Annotated in this window: 19 protein-coding genes; 11 read left to right on the top strand and 8 right to left on the bottom strand. The window is 72.1% G+C overall.

Features of this window, described 5'->3' with window-relative positions:
- The coding region (locus ACWED2_RS13855) for a Clp protease N-terminal domain-containing protein (protein WP_449690813.1) at positions 1-541 on the bottom strand (541 nt) is incomplete at its 3' end.
- A gap of 145 nt (positions 542-686) precedes the next feature.
- Between ACWED2_RS13855 and ACWED2_RS13850 the strand changes: the two genes are divergently transcribed.
- Genes ACWED2_RS13850 through sbnB form a run of 3 tightly spaced genes read left to right on the top strand, consistent with a single transcriptional unit; the run spans position 687 to position 3,102 of the window.
- Entirely contained in the window at positions 687-1,757 is a 1,071-nt protein-coding gene (locus ACWED2_RS13850) for a pyridoxal-phosphate dependent enzyme (protein WP_449690812.1), read from the top strand.
- A 51-nt stretch (positions 1,758-1,808) separates the two neighbouring features.
- The gene (locus tag ACWED2_RS13845; protein WP_449690811.1) at positions 1,809-2,135 is read left to right on the top strand and encodes an ArsR/SmtB family transcription factor; all 327 of its coding nucleotides are present in this window, start codon (positions 1,809-1,811) and stop codon (positions 2,133-2,135) included.
- Positions 2,113-3,102 (top strand): 2,3-diaminopropionate biosynthesis protein SbnB, encoded by a 990-nt coding sequence (gene sbnB, locus ACWED2_RS13840; protein WP_449690810.1) that lies wholly within the window; start codon positions 2,113-2,115, stop codon positions 3,100-3,102. Before ACWED2_RS13845 ends, sbnB begins: the two co-directional genes overlap by 23 nt.
- Before the next feature lie 38 nt (positions 3,103-3,140).
- On the opposite strand, the gene ACWED2_RS13835 is transcribed toward sbnB, so the two are convergent.
- Both ACWED2_RS13835 and ACWED2_RS13830 read right to left on the bottom strand, forming a co-directional pair.
- Positions 3,141-3,761, bottom strand: coding sequence for a LysE family translocator (locus ACWED2_RS13835; protein WP_449690809.1), 621 nt, complete (start codon positions 3,759-3,761; stop codon positions 3,141-3,143).
- A complete protein-coding gene (locus ACWED2_RS13830) occupies positions 3,761-4,615 on the bottom strand; it encodes a TIGR03621 family F420-dependent LLM class oxidoreductase (protein WP_449690808.1) in 855 nt (284 codons plus the stop codon). Before ACWED2_RS13830 ends, ACWED2_RS13835 begins: the two co-directional genes overlap by 1 nt.
- A 66-nt stretch (positions 4,616-4,681) precedes the next feature.
- Here ACWED2_RS13830 and ACWED2_RS13825 point away from each other — a divergent pair, with 66 nt between their 5' ends.
- The 7 genes from ACWED2_RS13825 to ACWED2_RS13795 all read left to right on the top strand — a co-directional run bounded on the left by ACWED2_RS13825 (position 4,682) and on the right by ACWED2_RS13795 (position 11,858).
- Positions 4,682-5,881: a macrolide family glycosyltransferase gene (locus ACWED2_RS13825; protein ID WP_449690807.1), complete on the top strand. Its 1,200-nt coding sequence runs from the start codon at positions 4,682-4,684 to the stop codon at positions 5,879-5,881.
- A gap of 78 nt (positions 5,882-5,959) precedes the next feature.
- Positions 5,960-6,790, top strand: a complete 831-nt coding sequence (locus ACWED2_RS13820) for a class I SAM-dependent methyltransferase (RefSeq protein ID WP_449690806.1) — start codon at positions 5,960-5,962, stop codon at positions 6,788-6,790.
- 2 nt (positions 6,791-6,792) lie between these two features.
- Positions 6,793-7,503, top strand: a complete 711-nt coding sequence (locus tag ACWED2_RS13815) for a class I SAM-dependent DNA methyltransferase (RefSeq protein WP_449690805.1) — start codon at positions 6,793-6,795, stop codon at positions 7,501-7,503.
- A 33-nt stretch (positions 7,504-7,536) separates the two neighbouring features.
- Positions 7,537-9,153, top strand: a complete 1,617-nt coding sequence (locus tag ACWED2_RS13810) for a carboxylesterase/lipase family protein (protein WP_449690804.1) — start codon at positions 7,537-7,539, stop codon at positions 9,151-9,153.
- 116 nt (positions 9,154-9,269) lie between these two features.
- Entirely contained in the window at positions 9,270-9,770 is a 501-nt protein-coding gene (locus tag ACWED2_RS13805; RefSeq protein WP_449690803.1) for an SRPBCC domain-containing protein, read from the top strand.
- Between the two features lie 5 nt (positions 9,771-9,775).
- Positions 9,776-10,984 (top strand): macrolide family glycosyltransferase, encoded by a 1,209-nt coding sequence (locus ACWED2_RS13800; RefSeq protein WP_449690802.1) that lies wholly within the window; start codon positions 9,776-9,778, stop codon positions 10,982-10,984.
- The gene (locus ACWED2_RS13795; protein WP_449690801.1) at positions 10,968-11,858 is read left to right on the top strand and encodes an SDR family oxidoreductase; all 891 of its coding nucleotides are present in this window, start codon (positions 10,968-10,970) and stop codon (positions 11,856-11,858) included. The genes ACWED2_RS13800 and ACWED2_RS13795 overlap by 17 nt, the downstream gene beginning before the upstream one ends.
- Here ACWED2_RS13795 and ACWED2_RS13790 read toward each other — a convergent pair.
- The 5 genes from ACWED2_RS13790 to ACWED2_RS13770 are packed head-to-tail and all read right to left on the bottom strand — an operon-like array spanning position 11,846 to position 17,351.
- Complete coding sequence (locus ACWED2_RS13790) at positions 11,846-13,060, bottom strand: methyltransferase domain-containing protein (protein WP_449690800.1); 1,215 nt, start codon at positions 13,058-13,060, stop codon at positions 11,846-11,848. The genes ACWED2_RS13795 and ACWED2_RS13790 overlap by 13 nt on opposite strands.
- Positions 13,061-13,100: 40 nt before the next feature.
- A complete protein-coding gene (locus ACWED2_RS13785) occupies positions 13,101-13,682 on the bottom strand; it encodes a dTDP-4-dehydrorhamnose 3,5-epimerase family protein (RefSeq protein WP_449690799.1) in 582 nt (193 codons plus the stop codon).
- Positions 13,664-14,968, bottom strand: a complete 1,305-nt coding sequence (rfbH, locus tag ACWED2_RS13780; protein ID WP_449690798.1) for a lipopolysaccharide biosynthesis protein RfbH — start codon at positions 14,966-14,968, stop codon at positions 13,664-13,666. The genes ACWED2_RS13785 and rfbH overlap by 19 nt, the downstream gene beginning before the upstream one ends.
- Positions 14,965-15,951: a Gfo/Idh/MocA family protein gene (locus ACWED2_RS13775; protein ID WP_449690797.1), complete on the bottom strand. Its 987-nt coding sequence runs from the start codon at positions 15,949-15,951 to the stop codon at positions 14,965-14,967. Before ACWED2_RS13775 ends, rfbH begins: the two co-directional genes overlap by 4 nt.
- A 5-nt stretch (positions 15,952-15,956) precedes the next feature.
- A complete protein-coding gene (locus ACWED2_RS13770) occupies positions 15,957-17,351 on the bottom strand; it encodes an NDP-hexose 2,3-dehydratase family protein (RefSeq protein WP_449690796.1) in 1,395 nt (464 codons plus the stop codon).
- A gap of 195 nt (positions 17,352-17,546) precedes the next feature.
- Here ACWED2_RS13770 and ACWED2_RS13765 point away from each other — a divergent pair, with 195 nt between their 5' ends.
- Entirely contained in the window at positions 17,547-18,653 is a 1,107-nt protein-coding gene (locus tag ACWED2_RS13765; RefSeq protein WP_449690795.1) for a DegT/DnrJ/EryC1/StrS family aminotransferase, read from the top strand.
- Positions 18,654-18,675 lie beyond the last annotated feature (22 nt).

The following is an 18,675-nucleotide window of genomic DNA, read 5'->3' as shown; positions in this document are numbered from 1 at the left end:
TCCTGGCCTCTTCCTGAGCCAGAACGACCACCCGCCTCGCGCGGTCGGTGAACCTCTCAAACATGTGCACTCCCTCGACTGCTGCGCCGGCGGCCGGGTCGGCTCCGGCCTTCTGCGCGACGTTTCCGGCCAGCACCAGCTGGAGCCGCTCGCGCAGCCCTCCGGGATCGGCCCCGAGCCGGGTCAGTAGCTTCGCGACGACCTCCGAGCCGTCAAGCAACCCGAGCAGGAGATGCTCGGTGCCCGCCTGGGAATGCCCGCGCCGCAACGCTTCGAACAGCGACCGGGTCAGGATCACCTGCGTGTGCTCGGCGTACGGGACGTGCCGGGGCGGGTGCGCGCTGCGCATTCCGAGCCGCGCGACCTGTTCGCGCGCACGGGCCGGCTCGATGCCGAGTACCAGGATGGCGAGCCCGTCACCGACGCCGATCAGCCCCAGCAGCAGGTGTTCCGGCCCGCACCGGCCATGGCCGAGTGCCCTGGCCTCCTCCTGAGCCAGGAACACCACACGCCGGGCGTCACCGGTGAACCTCTCGAACATGGGCACTTCCTCGGTCGCGGTGACTCAGGAACCCCGCGTTTGCTATATGTTAGAGTATCTACTCTGGCGCAACAAGGCTGCGACCTGCCCGGACAGCGCATGATGCTCGCCGTCTGATCACCTTCTCCCGGCACCCGGAGGCCGCATGGGCAACCCCGGAAGCGCGACGGTGGCCGCGGAGCCGGCCCGCTCGCTCCCGCGCGACTGGGCGGAGCTCACCGGCCGGATCGGCCGCACGCCGATGGTCCGGGTCCGGCTCAGGTTCCGCGGGACCGACCGGAGCGTCCTGCTCAAGCTCGAGGGGCTCAACCCGCTCGGCTCCGTCAAGGACCGCACCGCCTACAGCCTGCTTCGCTCGCTCGAGATGGCCTACCCCGGCGAGCGCCTGACCGTGGTGGAGTCCACCTCCGGCAACCTCGGCGCCGCGCTCGCCGCCCTCTGTCACCTGCGTGGCCACCAGTTCGTCGCCGTGGTCGATCCGCGGGCCTCCGCCCACAACCTGGCGCTGATGCGGCGTTTTCACGCCCGGATCGAGACCGCCGGGCGAGCCGACCGCACGGGCAGCTTCCTCGCCGACCGGATCGCGCTCGTCGCCGCGCTGGTCGACAGCGTGCCCGGTGCCCACTGGACCAACCAGTACGGCAACCCGGCCAACCCGGCCGCGCACTTCACCGGCACCGGCCCCGAGATACTGGCCGATACCGGCCCGGCACCCGACCACGTCTTCGTCGCGGCATCCACCGGCGGCACCGTCGCGGGAATCGCCGCCTTCCTGCGTGCCGCGCGCCCGGACCGGCCGCCGCGGATCGTCGGCGTCGACGCGGTCGGCTCCGTGGCCCTGGGCGGACCGGCGCACCCCCGGCACCTCGACGGCCACGGCGCGAGCCGTCCTTCGCAGTTCGTCCGCCCCGGCAACCTCGACGAGGTGGCCGCGGTCGCCGACGCGGACGCCGTGGCCGTCTGCCGGCTGCTCGCGACCCAAGCGGGGCTACGGGTCGGCGGGTCGAGCGGTGCGGCCGTCGCGGCCTGCCTCGCGCAACTGGCCGAGGGGCGCGACCCGGGGCTGTCGGTCTGCGTCTGCCCGGACGACGGCGCGAAGTACGCCGACACGCTTTACGACGACGCCTGGGTGCGCGCCCGCGGGATCGACGTCGGCTCGGCATTGGCCGGCTACGCCGAGGACGGGGTGGAGTTCTCCCCGCCCGGGCGGCCGTGATGCGCACGCCACTCCGTCGCGGCGGCCTCCCTCAGCGGTTATCCTCGGGACATGGCCAATGCCTTCGCCGTCTTGGCCGAGCCTGCTCGCCGCGACATCCTGCAACTGCTGCTCGAACGCCCGCGCCCCGTGAGCGAGCTGGTGGAACAGCTCGGGCTGTCCCAGCCCGGTACGTCCAAGCACCTCAAGGTCCTGCGCGACGCGGGGTTCGTCCGAGCGCGCCGGGATGCCCAGCGCCGGATCTACGAGCTGCAGCCGGAGCCGCTGGTCGCGCTCGACCGGTGGCTCGAGCCGTACCGGCTGCTCTGGTCGGAACGCCTCGACGCGCTGGAACGGCACCTGGACGTGACCAGCGATGCTGATCTTGAGGCGCCGTGACGTCGACGCGATCCTGACCGGCCGTGAGGCGGCCGTGCTGGCGGCGGTCCGCGCCGCCTACCTGACCCACCGCGCCGGGCACACCTCGTTGCCGCATTCGGTGTTCCTGCGATTCCCCGGCTCGCCCCGCGACCGGATCATCAGCCTGCCCGGCTACCTCGGGGGCGAGCGGCCGGTCGCCGGGATGAAGTGGGTCGCGTCGTTCCCCGGCAACCTGGCGGACGGGCTCGACCGCGCCAGCGCGGTGATCGTGACGAACTCGCCGCGGACCGGGCGGCCCGAGCACCTCGTCGAGGCGTCGCTCATCTCGGCGCGCAGAACCGGAGCGAGCGCGGCGCTGGCGGCCGCCACGCTGACCGGGCCGCGACCCGACGACGGGGTGGCGCTGATCGGCTGCGGGGTGATCAACTTCGAGGTCCTCCGGTTCCTCCGGCTCGTGCTTCCCGGTCTGCGTGCGGTGACCTTGTTCGACCTCGACGCGCGGCGTTGCGCCGAGTTCGCCGCGCGCTGCGCCTCGGAGTGGCCGCGGCTGGCCGTGGCCGAAGCCGCGGACCCCGCAACCGCGCTCGCCGCACACCGGCTCGTCTCGTTCGCGACCACCGCCGCCCGCCCGCACACCGGGCTCGACAGCTGTGTCCCCGGCACGCTCGTGCTCCACGTGTCACTGCGGGACCTGACGCCGCGGTCGCTGCTCACCTGCCGCAACGTGGTCGACGACGTGGACCACGTCTGCCGGGAGGACACGTCGGTCCACCTGGCCGAAAAGCTCAGCGGCGGCCGCGGGTTCCTCCACGGCACCCTCGGCGAGCACCTCGACGGCACCCGGGCCCCGGCGAGGGACGCGACCGCGGTGACCGTCTTCTCCCCGTTCGGCCTCGGCGTTCTCGACCTCGCCGTCGCCGCGTTGGTACAGGAGGTGGCCGAAGCCGAGGGACGAGGCCTCGCCGTTCCCGATTTCCTCGACTGATTTCCTCGGCCAGTTTCCCCGACTGACTGAGCGGCGGCTCAGGCCAGGCCGCCGGTCAGCACCAGCCGCAGGGCCAGCCCGAGGAAGGCCAGCCCGGCCAGCCCCGACACCCAGCGGCCCGCCCGTGGCCGGTCGAGCACCCGCTGCGCGCGGCCGACCGCGCCGAGCACCATCAGCGTCCAGAGCAGGCCGATGACAGCGTGGGCCGCCGCCAGCACCAACACCTGCGGCAGCGCGGGTCGCGTGTGGTCGACGAACTGGGCGAGCAGGGACAGGTAGAACACGAGCACCTTCGGGTTCGTCACGTTCGTGAACAGTCCCTGGCGGTAGGCGCGGCCGGCCTCCCCCCGCCCAGGCGCGGGAGCATCGGCCGAGGACGCCGCCGACCGGAGCGCCTGGACGCCGAGCCAGCCGAGGTAGGTGGCACCGGCCAGCCGCACCCCGTCGAACAGCACAGCCGACCCGGCCACCAGGCCGGCCAGCCCGAACGCCGCGGCCACCCCCTGGACCAGCAGCCCGCTGACCACGCCGAGCCCGGCGTGGAGCCCGGGCCGCCGGCCGTACGCCGTCGCGGTGCGCACGATCAGGACGAAGTCCGGCCCCGGGACCACGACGACGAGCACCGCCACCACCAGATAGGCGCCGAAGTCGCGGGGCATCAGCCGAGTCGCTCGATCACCCGGCCGAAGGAGCGCATCGACGACTCCGGCACGGTGACGTAGGAAAATCCCGCTTCGGCCCGGACCCGCCGGAGCTGCTCGGCGATCTCCGCGGCGGTGCCGACGCAGAGGGTGGGCACCGCCAGTAGCTGATCCGGCGTCAGGTCGGGACCGAAGCGGCGGAGGCTCCCGGCGGCCGCCCGCCGGTCCCCGGTCAGCACCACGTGCTTGACCAGGACGTTGAGCTCGGGGTCCCGGGCTCCCGCGGTCCGCCGGACGAATGCCGCCCGTGTGGCCAGCTCGGCCGCGTCCACCAGGACCCGCCGGCCGGCCGGCCCCGGGCGGGTCCCCAGGAAGCTCACCACGTCGGCCGTCTTGGCGGCCAGCCGCAGCACCCGGCGACCGTCCCCGCCGAGCAGGAGCCGCGGCGGCGACGGAAGGGCCGAGACCTCGGCGACCGTTCCGGCGAGCCGGCCGAACCGTTCGGCCGGCGAGCCAAGCCGCAGGCCGGCGGCCGCGAACTCCGCTTCGACGTACCCCGTGCCGAGCCCGAGCTCGAGCCGGTCGTCGATCAGCCGCTGCACGGCTTGGGCGTCGCGCGCCAGCCCGGCCGGATGGTGGAACGAGGTGTTCAGCACGTAGGTGCCGACCCGCGGCCGCCGGGTGGCCTCGGCGGCGAGCACGAGCGCCGGGAGCGGGGCGGCCAGCCCGAGGTGGTCCGGGACGCTGAGCACGTCGTACCCGAGCGACTCGGCGGCCCGGCACTTGCCCACCCAGTCGGCGCGCGAGGTCGCGGAGAACAGCACGACACCGAACCGGAACGGCTTCCGCGGAGCGCCGGGCACGAGCACCACCCCCAGATAACTATATGTTAGATTATCTTTTTGGCTCTCGGACCACCTCTGCCGGACGGAGTCCCGATGGCGTACGAGATCCTCGTCCTCAACGTCGCGGCCGCCGGCCACGTCCACGCGTCCCTGCCGGCGATCGCGGAGCTGGCCCGCCGCGGGCACCGCGTCCACTACGTGACTTCGGCCGAGTTCGCGCCGACGATCGCCGCCGCCGGCGCCGAGCCGGTGCTCTACACGTCCCCGATGGCGTCGGTGAACCCGGCCGAAGTACTGGAGGCAGCCGACGACGGCGCCACCGGGCACCTGTTCTACCTCAAGGAGAACGACGCCATCCGGCAGGCGGCGGAGGCACGGTTCGCGGATGCCCCACCCGACATGGTGGTCTTCGACTCCTTCCCGTTCATCGCCGGGCGGTTGCTGGCCACCCGCTGGCGCCGTCCTTCCGCGAGGCTGCACGCCGGATTCGCCTCCAACGAGAGGTTCTCCTACTCCCGCGCGGTCGTCGCCGAGGCCGGCTTCGCCGAACCCCTGACCTTCGGCCGGTTCGCCGCCGCGCTGCGGAGCCTGCTCGACGACTTCGGCGTCACCCAGGACCTCGACGAGTTCTGGGACGCCATCGACGACTTCAACGTCGTGTTCATCCCCCGGGAGTTCCAGGTCGAAGGGCCGAGCTTCGACGACCGGTTCGTCTTCGCCGGCCCCGGCGAAGACGACGGCGGCCTGCTCGGCGACTGGACGCCGCCGCGCCCGGGACCGCCGGTGGTGCTGGTGTCCCTCGGGGCGACCTTCGGCGACCGGCCGGACTTCTTCCGCAACTGCGCCACCGCGTTCGGCGCGATGCCCTGGCACACCGTACTTTCGCTGGGGCCGTGGGTGGACGCCGCGGCGCTGGGGCCGCTGCCGCCGTCCGTCGAGGCGCACAACTGGGTGTCGCACCAGGCCGTGCTGGCGCACAGCGCGGCCTGCGTCACCCACGGCGGGGTCGGCACGGTGATGCAGGCACTCGGCCACGGCCTGCCCCTGGTCGTCGCCCCGCAGTCCCCGGACGCGATGCCCGTCGCCCGCCGCGTCGCGGAGCTGGGCCTCGGCGTGCTGCTGCCCTTCGGGGAGGACGACGGAGAACGGTTGCGCGACGCCGTTTCCGCGACACTCGCCGACGAGCCCATGCGCCGGCGCGCGGCAGAGATGGGCCGGTGCGTCCGCGGGGCGGGCGGCGCGGCCGCCGCAGCCGACGCGCTCGAGGCGCGGCTCGGCGAACGCATCGGGTGACAGGTTGACCTTTCCGGCAATTTCACTATAGTAATTGAAAGTTATTCGGCGACACCGGGACTGTCCGGAGGTTAACGCATGACCGTCCCGTACACACCGGCCAAAGAGGACGTCGCGGCCTTCTACAACGCCGCGATCCCGCTCATCACCCGGCTCGCCGGCGTGAACGTCCACTTCGGATACTGGACCGCACCCGACGACCCGGCCTCGATCGCCGAGGCGACCGACCGGCTGACCGATCTCGTGCTCGACCGGCTCGGAGAGGCCGTGCGGGTGCTCGACGTCGGCTGCGGCCTCGGCGGTCCCGCGCTCCGCCTGGCGGAGCGGACCGGCGCGCAGGTCGTCGGCATCGCCACCAGCGAAGCGCTGATCGAGGCGGCCCGCACCCGCGCCGAAGCCGCCGGGCTGGCCGCGAAGGTGTCGTTCGACCTCGTCGACGCCGCGGACCTGCCCTATCCGGACGGCTCGTTCGACGCGGTCCTCGCCATCGAGTCGCTGGTGCACATGCCCGACCGCGGCGTCGTGTTCCGGGAGCTGGCCCGGGTGCTGCGCCTGGGCGGCCGGCTGGCCCTGACCGACTTCTACGAGCGGGTGCCGCTGACCGGCCGCAGGCTCGAGATCGTCGAGGAGTATCGCCGGTTCACCCTCAACGGCGACCTGCTGCCGCTCGCGCGGTACTTCACCCTGCTGCGGGAATCGGGCTTCGACCCCCAGGAGTACCTGGACATCACCGTGCCCACGGCCCAGCACCACGTCCGGATGATCGAGCAGGTCGACCGCCAGCGCGCCGAACTGACCGAGCTCTACGGCGAAGAAATGGTGGCGAAGTTCCAGACCGTCTTCCGCGACTGCCTCGCCGTTTCCGAACCGAGCTACATGCTGGTGGCCGCCCGGCGCAGGCAGGAGTGACCGTGTTCGACAAGCTCGCCGCCGTCTACGACCTGATCTACCGCGCGCGGGGCAAGGACTACCACGCCGAAGCCCTCGCGGTCGCCGATCTGGTCCGTACCCGCCATCCCGGCGCGACGTCGCTGCTCGACGTCGCCAGCGGCACCGGCGAGCACCTGCGGACCCTGCGGGAGCACTTCGCCGACGTCGAAGGCCTCGAGCTGTCCCCCAGCATGCTCGCGATCACCAAGGAGAAGCTGCCCGACGTGCTCGTGCACGCGCTGGACATGCGGGACTTCACACTCGACCGGCGGTTCGACGCGGTGACCTGCCTCTTCGGATCGATCGGGTACATGCGCACGACCGCGGAGCTCACCGCGACGATCGGGCGGATGGCGGCACACCTGCATCCCGGCGGGGTCCTGGTCGTCGAACCGTGGTGGTTCCCGGAGCGCTACATCGACCGCTACGTCGGCTGCGACGTCGTCCGGGACGGCGACCGTGCCATCACCCGCGTGTCGCGCACCGTCCGGCAGAACGGCACGACGCGGATGGAAATCCACTGCCTGGTCGCCGACCCGGACGGCATCGAGCACTTCACCGAGACCCACCTGCACACGCCGTTCACCCGCGAGGACTACGTGGCAGCGTTCACCGCGGCCGGGTGCACGAGCGGGTTCGTCCCGGGCCCCCCGTTCACGACCGGCGTGTTCGCGGGTGTGCGCACCGCCTGACCGCCGTATCCGACCGGGAAGGACATCGAGGCCATGGACAGATCGCGCCTCCGCGCACTCGCCGCCGGGCTGCCGGTGCTGGCCACGCTCCTCGTCCCGACGGCGTCCGCGGCGTCCTCGGCCGCGGTCGCGCGGACCGATGCCGGGCCGGTGACCGGAACCGTCCACGCCGACCACCTCGAGTTCACGGGAATCCCGTACGCCGCGCCCCCGGTCGGCCCGCTGCGCTGGACGGCACCGCGCCCGCCGGCGCCGTGGACCGCTCCGCGCGACGCGACGCGGCCCGGCAACGCCTGCCCGCAGGACTCCCCCGGCAACCCCATGAGCGTGCCCAGTACCAGCGAGGACTGCTTGTACCTCAACGTCACCACGCCTCGCACCGACCGCGGCCGGCGCCCGGTCATGGTGTGGCTGCACGGGGGCGGCCTGGTGTTCGGCGCGGGCGCCAACTACGGTGGCGCGCCGCTCGCGACGAAAGGCGACGTCGTCGTCGTGACGGTCAACTACCGGCTCGGCCCCTTCGGGTTCCTCGATCACCCGGCGCTCGACGACGATCCCGCGGGCGAGCTGTCGGGCAACTTCGGCCTCCAGGACCAGCGGGCGGCGCTGCGCTGGGTGCGGCGCAACGCGGCCGCGTTCGGCGGCGACCCGGGCAACGTCACGCTCGTCGGGGAGTCCTCCGGCGGCGACAGCATCTGCGCGCAGCTCGCTTCGCCGTCGGCGGCCGGCCTGTTCCGGCGGGTGGTCGTCCAGAGCTGGCCGTGCGGGGTCTCCTCGCCCCTGCCGGAGGCGACCGTGTCCCGGGCGCGTCCCGAATCCGAGCGGCAGGGCGAGGCCATCGCGGCCGAGCTCGGCTGCGCCGGCCCGGACACCGCCGCGTGCCTGCGGCGGATCCCGGTGACGACGCTCCTGGCCGCGAACGACCAGGGGGTGGGCTGGGCGCCGGTGTTCGGTGGCCCCTTCCTGCCGCGCGAGCCCGCGAAAGCTCTCGCCGACGGCGCCTTCACCCGCGTGCCGGTGCTCACCGGGATGAACCACGACGAGCAGTCGTTCATGATCGGCTGGGCCGAGCGGCTGTTCCAGCGCCCGACCACCCACGACGACTACGTGCAGCAGACCGACGCCGCGTTCGGTCCGCTGGCCGAGCGGGTCCGGGCGGAGTACCCGTGCGCCGCCGACGCCTGCGCGGCGGCGACGCTGGCCGCGCTGCAGACCGACTCCTCCTGGGCGAAGCCGACCCTCGAAACCGATCTGCTGCTGGCCAGGCAGGTGCCGGTGCACGCCTACGAGTTCGCCGACGGAGCGGCCCCGTTCTTCGTCGGGCTCGACCGGCCCGCGGTGATCCGCGCCGGGCACACGATGGAGCTGCCGTACCTCTTCGCGATCACGTACAACGACCCGCTCGACCCCGCCCAGCGGCGGCTGTCGGACCAGATGATCGCGTACTGGACGCGGTTCGCGCACACCGGCGACCCGAACGGTGGACGGTCGCCGTGGTGGCCACCGTTCGACACCCGGAATCGATACGTCCAGTCACTGGCGCCCGATCCCGGCGCCGTCCGGCGGGTGGACTTCGCGGCGGAGCACCGGTATTCGTTCTGGGCTGGTCTCCTGGGCGTCCCGGCGGCCGGACGCGGAGCGTCGCGATAGATGCCGTGCCAGCTATATTCCCTTGCTGTTATACTCGGGGTCGCGCCCTACCCCCGTCCGGCCGGCCCGGCCGGACGCCGTCCACTCGAAGGGAACCCGAGCTCGTGTTTGGCACCGTGAACTCCACCGAGGACGACCGCCTGGCGCTGCGCTTCGAGCGCACTCTCGCCCACCCGCCCGCGCGGGTCTGGCGCACGCTCACCGAGCGGGACGAACTGCTGGCCTGGTTCCCCGCCGCCGTCACGTTCGACCTGACCCCCGGCGCGGAGATCAAGTTCGACATGACCGACGAGGCGAAGCAGCGCCTCGGCCTGGAGAACAGCGCCGACACCGTCACCAAGGGCCAGATGACCGTCGTCGAGCCGCCGCACCTGCTCGAGTACACGTGGAGCGGTGAAGTCCTCCGGTGGGAACTGACCGACGACGGCCACGGCGGCTGCAAGCTGCTGTTCACCTACACGTTCGACGGCCGCGAGCAGGCCCCCGACCTCGGCGCCGGCTGGCAGGCCGCGCTCGAAGTGGTCGAGGCCCGGCTCGACGACAAGGAGATCACCTGGTCCGCTTGGGAGCGCGCGATGGAGCTGCGGGACGACTACGTGGCCGCCGTGGGTGGTTAGCCGTCATGCCGAGACCGCAGCACATCGCCTTCGTCAACGTCGCGGGGCACGGTCACGTCTACCCGTCGCTGGCCGTCGTCGCCGAACTGACCGCCCGTGGCCACCGGGTCAGCTACGTGACCACCGAGGAGTTCACGGGCGCGGTGGAGAAGGCGGGTGCGCGGGCTCTGCGCTACGGCTCGGAGATCGCCGATTCGGACGTACCGGCGATCATCGAGGGCGCCGACGCCGAAACGCGGATGCACCTGCTGTACCTCGCGGAAAACCTGGCGCTGCTCGAGGCGGCGGAGGACCAGCTCGGTGACGACCCGCCCGATCTGGTCGTCTACGACGTCTTCCCGTTCATCGCCGGGCGGCTGCTGGCCGCCCGGTGGCGGCGGCCGGCGGTCCGGCTGTACCCGATCCTCGCCGCGAACGAGCACTACTCGATCTTCGACGCCATCTGGGAGACCGCCGGGTACCGCCATCCCGCGGAGCTGGACGACTTCCGGGCGAAGATGACGGAAGTGCTGGCGATGTACGGGATCCGGCAGCCCATCCGGCGGTTCTGGGACGCGATCGAGGACTTCAACGTGGTGTTCGTGCCCCGGGCGTTCCAGGTCGCGGCCGACACGTTCGACGACCGGTTCGCGTTCGTCGGCCCGTCCTTCACCCGCGATCGCCTGGCCGAACGCTGGGACCCACCGGCCGGCGGCGCGCCGGTCGCCCTCGTTTCCCTGGGCACGACGCACAACCGGCGTTCGGAGTTCTTCCGCGAGTGCGCCGCGGCCTTCGCCGGGACCCCGTGGCACGTGGTGATGTCGGTCGGCCGGGAGCTGGATCCGGCGTCGCTGGGCCCGTTGCCGCCCAACGTCGAGGTGCACCAGTGGATCTCCCACCTCGCGGTGCTCGAACACGCGCGGGTGTGCGTCACGCACGGGGCGACGGGCACGCTGATGGAGGCGCTGTACCACGGCTGCCCGCTGATCGTCGCCCCGCACTCCGCCGAAGCCGAGCCCACCGCGCGGCGCGTGCCGGAGCTGGGACTGGGGTACGCCCTCGAACCCGGCGAGGTGACGGCGGAGTCGGTCGCCGCCCTCGTCCGCAAGCTCGACGGCGACGACGCGACCCGGGCCCGCGTCCGCGCGATGCGGGCCGAGATCCGCGAAGCCGGTGGCGGGGCGCGGGCCGCGGACGAGATCACCGCCTACCTCGAGCGTGTCTCCGCGGGCTGAGCCGAGCTTCGCCGGGACCGGACTGACCGGCCTGGTCGGATCGCGCGTCCGGGAACTGACCCCGGAGCTCGGCTGGTGGCCACTGGGCTGCGACATCACCGACGCCGCCGCCGTCGACCGGGCGACCGGCGATTGCGCGGCGGGCACGATCGTGCACTTCGCCGCCTTCACGGACACGGCCGCCGCTTGGCGCCAACGCGGCGATCTCGGCGGCCCGTGCTACCGCGTGAACGTCCTCGGCACCAGGAACGTCGCGGCGGCGTGCCGGCGGCACGGCCGTTACCTGGTGCACGTCTCCACGGACTACGTGTTCGACGGCACCAAGGACAGCAGCTACACCGAAGAGGACGCCGTGAACCCGCGGGACTGGTACGGCCGCACGAAGGCCTGGGCGGAGGAGGAGGTGCGCTCGGCGGGCGGCGAGCATCTGATCCTCCGCCCGTCGTTCCCGTTCCGCGCCGCGTTCCCCGCGAAGGAGGACCTGGTCCGGCGGCTGCTGCGCGGCCTGGCCGAGGGAAGCGTGGGCCCGCTGTTCACCGACACGCTGATCACGCCCACGTTCATCGACGACCTCGCGTCGGCGTTCCGGAGCATCGCGGCCCGGCGGCCGACGGGGATCCTGCACGCGGCCGGCTCGACCGCGCTCTCACCCCACGCACTCGGTGAACGCGTCGCCGAGGCCTTCGGGCTGACCGGAATGCCGCTGCCCGGAGGAAAGCTCGCCGACCACGTCACCCCGGGCGATCGGCCCTATGCCCGCAACCTCTCGGTGTCCAACGCACGGGCCCGCCGGGTGCTGGGTGTCCGCTTCGCGACGATCGACGAAGCCCTGCACCGGATGCGTGCCCAGCGACCGGCCGCTCACACCACGTGAACACCCGGGACGTAGAGGATCCACCGCCCACCGGCGGCCCGGAAGGCATGCTCCTTGGCCATGATCTCGGCCGCGTGGTTCCAGGCGAACAGCAGGCCGTAGTCCGGGTAGGGATCGGCGAACGCGGCCGGGGGACGCACGAGGAGGTGCGCGCCGGGAGTGAGCAGCCCCTGCTTCGCGACCGTCGAATCGCACACGAACCCGACCAGGTCCGGTCCGATGCCACAGTAGTTGGTCACGGTCGCGCTCTTGGCCGTCGCCCCGTAGCCGACCACGGTGCGCCCCTGCGCGCGCAGCTCCCCGAGCAGCCCCACCAGGTCTTCGCGGATCTGCTTCACCGAGCCGGCGAACGTCGCGAAGGTCGCCGGGTCCGCGAGCCCGTCCGCTCGTTCGCGCGCCACCAGCTCGGCGACCGCGGGTGCCGGTTCCCGCCGGCCGGCGCGGGCCAGCGTGTAGCGCACGGCACCGCCGTGCACGTCCAGCTGCCGCACCCCGGCCAGCACGAAGCCGAAGCGCTCCGCGACTGCCTGGACCGACGTGGCGCTGAACAGGTAGAAGTGCTCGTCGTAGATCTGGTCGAAGGCGTTGGCCCGGAGGATCTCCCCCAGGTGCCGGTCCTCGAAGACGAAGGTGCCGTCCGGCCCCAGCAGCGTGTCGACGCCGCGGAACACCGAATCCAGGTACGGGATGTGGCTGATCGTGTTGGCCGCGTAGACGACGTCCGCCGGACCGTCGGCAGCCCGGATCGCCGCCGCCGAGGACTCGTCGAAGAACTCGGCACGCACCCGCAGCCCCGCGTCCCGGGCGACCCGGGCGACCCCGGCCGACGGTTCGACACCGACGTGGCGCACACCCGCGTCCCGGACCGAGCGGAGCAGCACACCGTCGTTGCAGCCGATCTCGACGACCAGCGGGTCCGGGCCCGGCAGGCCGGCGACCAGCTCGCGCGCGGCTCGCCTGAAGTGCCGGCGCATGAACGCCGAACCCGACGAGCGGTACGGGTAGCGCTCGTGGAACATGCGCCGCCGCGGCAGTTCTTCGAGCTGCTGGACCATCGTGCAGGACCCACAGACCCCCACCTCGAGCCGGAAGAAGAACTCGTCCGGCAGTTCCTCCGGGGTGAGGAACGCATCGGACATCGGCTGGCGCCCGAAGTCGAAGAACGGCGTGACGACGCCGCCGCAGATCCGGCAGTCGCTCATGGTGTCCTCCCGGCTGGGACGAAGTTCGGGCGGAGGCCGGTCATGGCACGGACGGCAGTTCCCGGTACGCCGGGAGCAGCCCGGTCTCGGCCAGCTGGGCGAGCCGGGGTGCGTTGCGGTCCTTTTCGGACAGCACCAGGCGGTCCCGCGCGCCCCAGTCGACGGCGAGCTCCGGATCGAACGGGTCGATGTCGAGCTGGGTTCCCGGCTCGTACTGCGTCGAGCAGAGATAGCCGACGCAGGTGTCGTCGGCCAGCGCCAGGAAACCGTGGCCGAGGCCGGGTCCGATGAGGACGGACCGGCCGCTCCCGGGTTCGAGCACCACCTTGGCGTGCTCGCCGTAGGTGGGCGAACCACGGCGGATGTCGACCACCACGTCCAGCATCGCACCGCGGTGACAGGTCACGATCTTCACCTGGCCGGGCGGCCGGGTCGCGTGGATTCCCCGAAGGACGTCCTTCCGCGAAACCGAGACGTTCACCTGGGCCAGCTCGAACTCGATACCGGTGTGGGCGGTCACTTCGTCGTGGCGGTAGGCCTCGACGAAGTGACCGCGGGCATCGGCGACGCGGTCGCCGATGAGCAGGAAGCTCCCCGGCACCCTCAGCGGTCGGAATCGCACACGCACTCCCTGATCGAGTCGATCACGTAGTCGATCATCACCGTGGTGAGCTGCGGGTAGACGCCGATCCAGAAGGTGCGTTCGGTGACGATGTCGGAGTTGACCAGCGTGCCGGCCAGCCGGTGCGGGACGTCGAGGTAGGCGGGGTGCCGGGTCAGGTTGCCGCTGAAGAACCGGCGCGTCCGGATGCCCCGGCTCTCCAGGAACCCGGTGAGCTCGCCGGCCGTGAACCGCGCGTCCGCGAGCACGGTGAGGACGAAGCCGAACCAGCTGGGATCGCTGTGGGGGGTGGGTTCCGGGAGCAGGAGACCGGGCAGGCCGGTGAGCCCGTCGCGCAGACGCGCCCAGTTGCGCCGGCGGGCGGCGCCGAACGCGCCGATCCGCGGCAGCTGGCTGAGCCCGAGCGCCGCCTGCAGGTCGGTGGACTTCAGGTTGTAGCCGACGTGGGAGAAGATGTACTTGTGGTCGTAACCCCGGGGCAGGGTGCCGAGCTGGAAACCGAAGCGGCGGGCGCAGGTGTCGTCCTCCCCCGGCTCGCACCAGCAGTCCCGGCCCCAGTCGCGCAGCTGCTCGACGATCCGCGCCAAGCCGAGGTCGCCGGTGAGCACGCAGCCGCCTTCGCCGGTGGTGATGTGGTGGGCCGGGTAGAAGCTCACGGTGGCCAGGTCGCCGAAGGTGCCGGTCAGCCGGCCGCGGTAGGTGGACCCGACGGCGTCGCAGTTGTCCTCGACGAGGAAGAGACCGTGTTCGTCGGCCAGCGCGCGGATCTCGGCCGCTTCGAAGGGGTTGCCCAGCGCGTGCGCCATCATGATCGCCCTGGTCCGCGGGCCGATCGCCGCGGCGACCCGCTCCGCGGTCGTGTTGTAGGTGCCGAGCTCGATGTCGACGAACACCGGGATCAGGCCGTTCTGGACGATGGGGTTGACCGTCGTGGGGAACGCCGCGGCGACCGTCACCACCTCGTCGCCGGGCACCAGGCGGCGGTCGCCGAGCCGGGGTGAGGTCAGCGCGGTGAGGGCGAGCAGGTTGGCCGACGACCCGGAGTTCGTCAGGTGTGCCTTGCGCAGCCCGAACACGCCGGCGAACTCGCGCTCGAACTTCCGGGACGTCGCCCCGGCGGCGATCCTGAGGTCCAGCGCGGCCTCGACGAGTGCGACGCGGTCCTCGGCGTCGAGCACGGCCCCCGACGAGAGGATCGGCGTCACCCCGGGAACGAACTCGGACGCCCCGGCTTCGACGTGGTACGCCCGGACTTCGTCCAGGATCCGGGCCTTCCGGTCGGTCATGACAGCCTCCCCCTCGATGAAGCGGCCTCACGGGCGTCGTCGAGCAACGCCGCCTGACGCGTGATCACCCGGTCGTCGCCACCGCCGCTCCGGCAGGCCCGGGTGAACGCCCGGATCGCCGCCCTCCACTGGTCTTCGGCCGGCCGGACCCGTCGTTCGCTGCGGCCTGCCCGGTCGAGCACCACGACGGGCGCGAGCGTCGCCGGGGTCGTGAACGCGTGCTCCACGCTGATCCGGCCCGTGCTGCCGGTCAGCCGGTACTCCGAGAGGTACTGGTCGTCGATGCCGAACGTGAGCTGCGCGGTCACCCCACCCGGCGCGCGCGCCAGCACGGCACCGCCCGCGTCGACCCCGTGCCGGACGTCCGGACGCAGCACGGCACCGACCACCTCGAGTTCGGTGCCGAGGAAGAAGCCGGCCGCGCGCAGCGGATAGCCGCCGATGTCCAGCAGGGCGCCTCCCCCGAGTTCGGCGGACAACCGGATGTCCCCGGGTGGCCGGGCCGGGACGGCGAACGTCGCCTGGAACGTCCTCAGTTCGCCGATCCCGCCGTCGGCCACGAGCGCGCGCACGTACTCGTGGCGGGAGTGGTGGACGAACGTGAAGTTCTCCCGCAGCACCAGCCCGAGCGAGCGGGCCAGCGCGACCAGTTCGGCGGTCACCGGGCAGCTCGTGGTGAGCGGTTTCTCGGCCAGTACGTGCTTTCCGGCGAGCAGCGCCCGCCGGATCCACTCGGCGTGCAGTGCCGCCGGCACCGCGATGTAGACGGCTTCGACGTCGCCGCGTTCGAGCAGCGGCTGGTAACCGCACACCGCGGCCGTGGCGAACCGGGCGGCGACCGCCGCCGCCTTCGCCGCGGACCGGCTGGCGACCGCGGCGACGGTCGCCTCCGGCGTCACGGCCAGCGCGGGCAACATCCTGCGCCGGGCGACGTCACCGCAGCCGAGGACACCGAAGGCGAGCGGACGGCGGGAGGCGCACACCACCGTCACCCGAACGGCAGCAGGCCCGCGATCAGGCTGCGGGCCTCGACGTTGAAGTGGTTCCCGTGGCGCACCAGGTCTCTCGCCTGGGCCGTGCTGATCCACAGATAGCTGGGTGGCACGGCGAGGTCGACCTCGTCGCCGGCGTCGACCACGAGGTAGCGGTTTTCGGCGTGGTAGAACCGGCCGCCCTCCTCGGAGTGCACGACGTCGTGCCGGATCGCGCGGCGGGGAACGCCGAGCACGTAGTCGAGGTACGGCGGCCGGTGGCCGGGCGCGGCGTCGCGGTAGTTGGCCGGGGTGCAGTGCACGGTCGGGGCCATCTCGACGACGTCCAGCGTGCCCGCCTCGGTCCTGGCCTGCACCAGCAGGTGCCGGACTCCGGCGATCTCCTTGGTGACGAAGGCGAGCAGGCCGCGCCCGGCCGGCGCGATCATCGGCTGGCTCCAGCGGGCCACCTCGCGGTTGCCGGCCTCGACGTCCACACCGATCACGCTGAAGTACCGGCCGTCGGGGCGGTCGATCCGGTCCGGGGTCTTCGTCCAGCCGCGTACCGCCGAAAGGGGGAGCCGGTGCTGGCACAGCTCGTGTTCGGACTTCGCTTCGGTGAACCAGCTGAGCACGGTGGCGGCGTCGTGCAGCGCGCTGCCGGGATCGCCGATGTCCGGTGTCGCGTACGGGATTCCGGACAGGACCGTGCGGGAGTCCATGTTGACCAGGTTGTCGACGTGGAGCAGTTCGTGGATCTGCCCGAGGGTCAGCCAGCGGAAGTCGGGCAGCTCCGGGACGTCACCGTCGGCCTCGACGACCATGTTGCGGTTGCGCTTGTGCAGGAACCAGGCGCCCTGTTCGGACTGCAGGACGTCGACGAGCACCCGGCCGCGGCGCCGGCCGATGAAGTGCTCCAGGTACGGCGGGGCACTGCCCTGGTGCACGCGGGTGTAGTTGCTGCGGGTGGCCTGCACGGTCGGGGAAAGCTGGACGAGGTTGACGTTGCCGGGCTCCATCTTCGCCTGCATCAGGCAGTGCAGGACGCCGTCGAACTCCTTCACCAGGATGCCGAGGATGCCGATCTCCGGCTGGACGATGATGGGCTGCGTCCACTCGGGAACCTCGCGGTGGTCGGTCCGGACCCGCAGGCCCGCGACCGAAAAGAACTTCCCGCTGTGGTGCACGAGATCGCCGGTGCGCTCCTCGAACCGCCAGCCGCTCAGCCGGTCGAACGGTACTCGTTCGACGCGGTGGCGGGTGTGCGCGCCGCGTTCGGCGAACCACTCGTGGAACCGGTCGGTCGGCGTCCGCACCCCTTCGCGCACCGCCGCCGACTTCGAGAACCCGATCGAGGCGTCCGCGCCGGGCGTGGTGAACAGCCTCGTCGACGTCGCGCTCGACAGGAGCATCGGTCCCCCTCGATCAGCGACCCGCGGTGATCTCCGAACCCGCAAAGACTACATCTAATTCAATCTACCCTACAAGGCCACGAAGGCGCGAGCCGACTCTTACAGGACATATGCGCGCACTCCATTGAGCTGCCTCCAGGTTTGCTGTAAAAAGATATTCTCATCTCCTTCGCTCAGGGCCGTGGGGAGCCGGCGATGATCCCTCTGTTCAAGGTCGCGATGGCTCCGACGGCGCTCGACGAGGTGGCCGCCGTGCTCGCCAGCGGCCAGCTGGAACACGGACGCAAGGTCGAGCAGTTCGAAGCCGCGCTGCGCACCCGGATCGGGAACCCGCACCTGGTGGCCGTGAACAGCGCGACTTCGGGGTTGACCCTCGCGGTCCGGCTGGCCGCGGGCAGTCCGGGCGAAGTGCTGAGCACCCCGCTGACGTTCGAGGCCACCAACTGGGCGATCCGCGCCGCCGGCCTGCGGATCCGGTGGGTGGATGTGGACCCGGCGACCCTGAACGTCGACCTCGACGACCTCGGCCGGAAGATCACCCCGGCCACCCGGGCCGTCGTCGTCGTGCACTGGACGGGCTACCCGGTGGACCTCGACCGGCTCGCGGCGGTGCTGGACCGCGCCGAAGCCGAACACGGGACGCGGCCGGTCGTCATCGAGGACTGCGCACACGCCTGGGGTGCCACCTACCACGGCACACCGCTGGGCACCCACGGGAACATCGCGGTCTTCAGCTTCCAGGCGATCAAGCACCTCACCTGCGGGGCGGGCGGCGGCCTCGTCGCGTTCCCCGACGCCGCGGCCCACCGGCGCGCGCGGCGGCTCCGGTGGTTCGGCATCGACCGCAGCGCCGACCGGGTCGCCGGCAGCTACGACGTCACCGAGTGGGGCTACCGGTTCCAGATGACCGAGATCGCCGCCGGCATCGGGCTGGCGAACCTCGCACCGGCCGAGAAGATGCTGCTCAAGCACCGGGACAACGCCCGGTTCTTCGACAAGGAGCTGGCTGACGTGCCGGGGCTCGAGCAGACCGAGCGAGCCGACGACCGCGAGCCCGCCTTCTGGATGTACCCGCTCAAGGTCGACCGGCGCGCGGACTTCATGCGCAAGCTCGCCGATGCCGGCGTGATGACCACGGTCATGGTCCGGCGCAACGACCTGCACAGCTGCGTGCCCGGCTCGGCCGGCCGGCTGCCCGGGCTGGACTCGGTGCAGGACCGCATCGTCCACCTGCCCGTCGGCTGGTGGCTGTCCGAAGACGACCGGGCCCATGTGGTCGACGCCATCCGGTCCGGCTGGTGAGGCCGGCCATCCCTCGGAAAGG

It is taken from the genome of Amycolatopsis sp. NPDC005003 (genome assembly GCF_053600695.1).
This window is presented reverse-complemented; position numbering and strand designations above follow the sequence as displayed.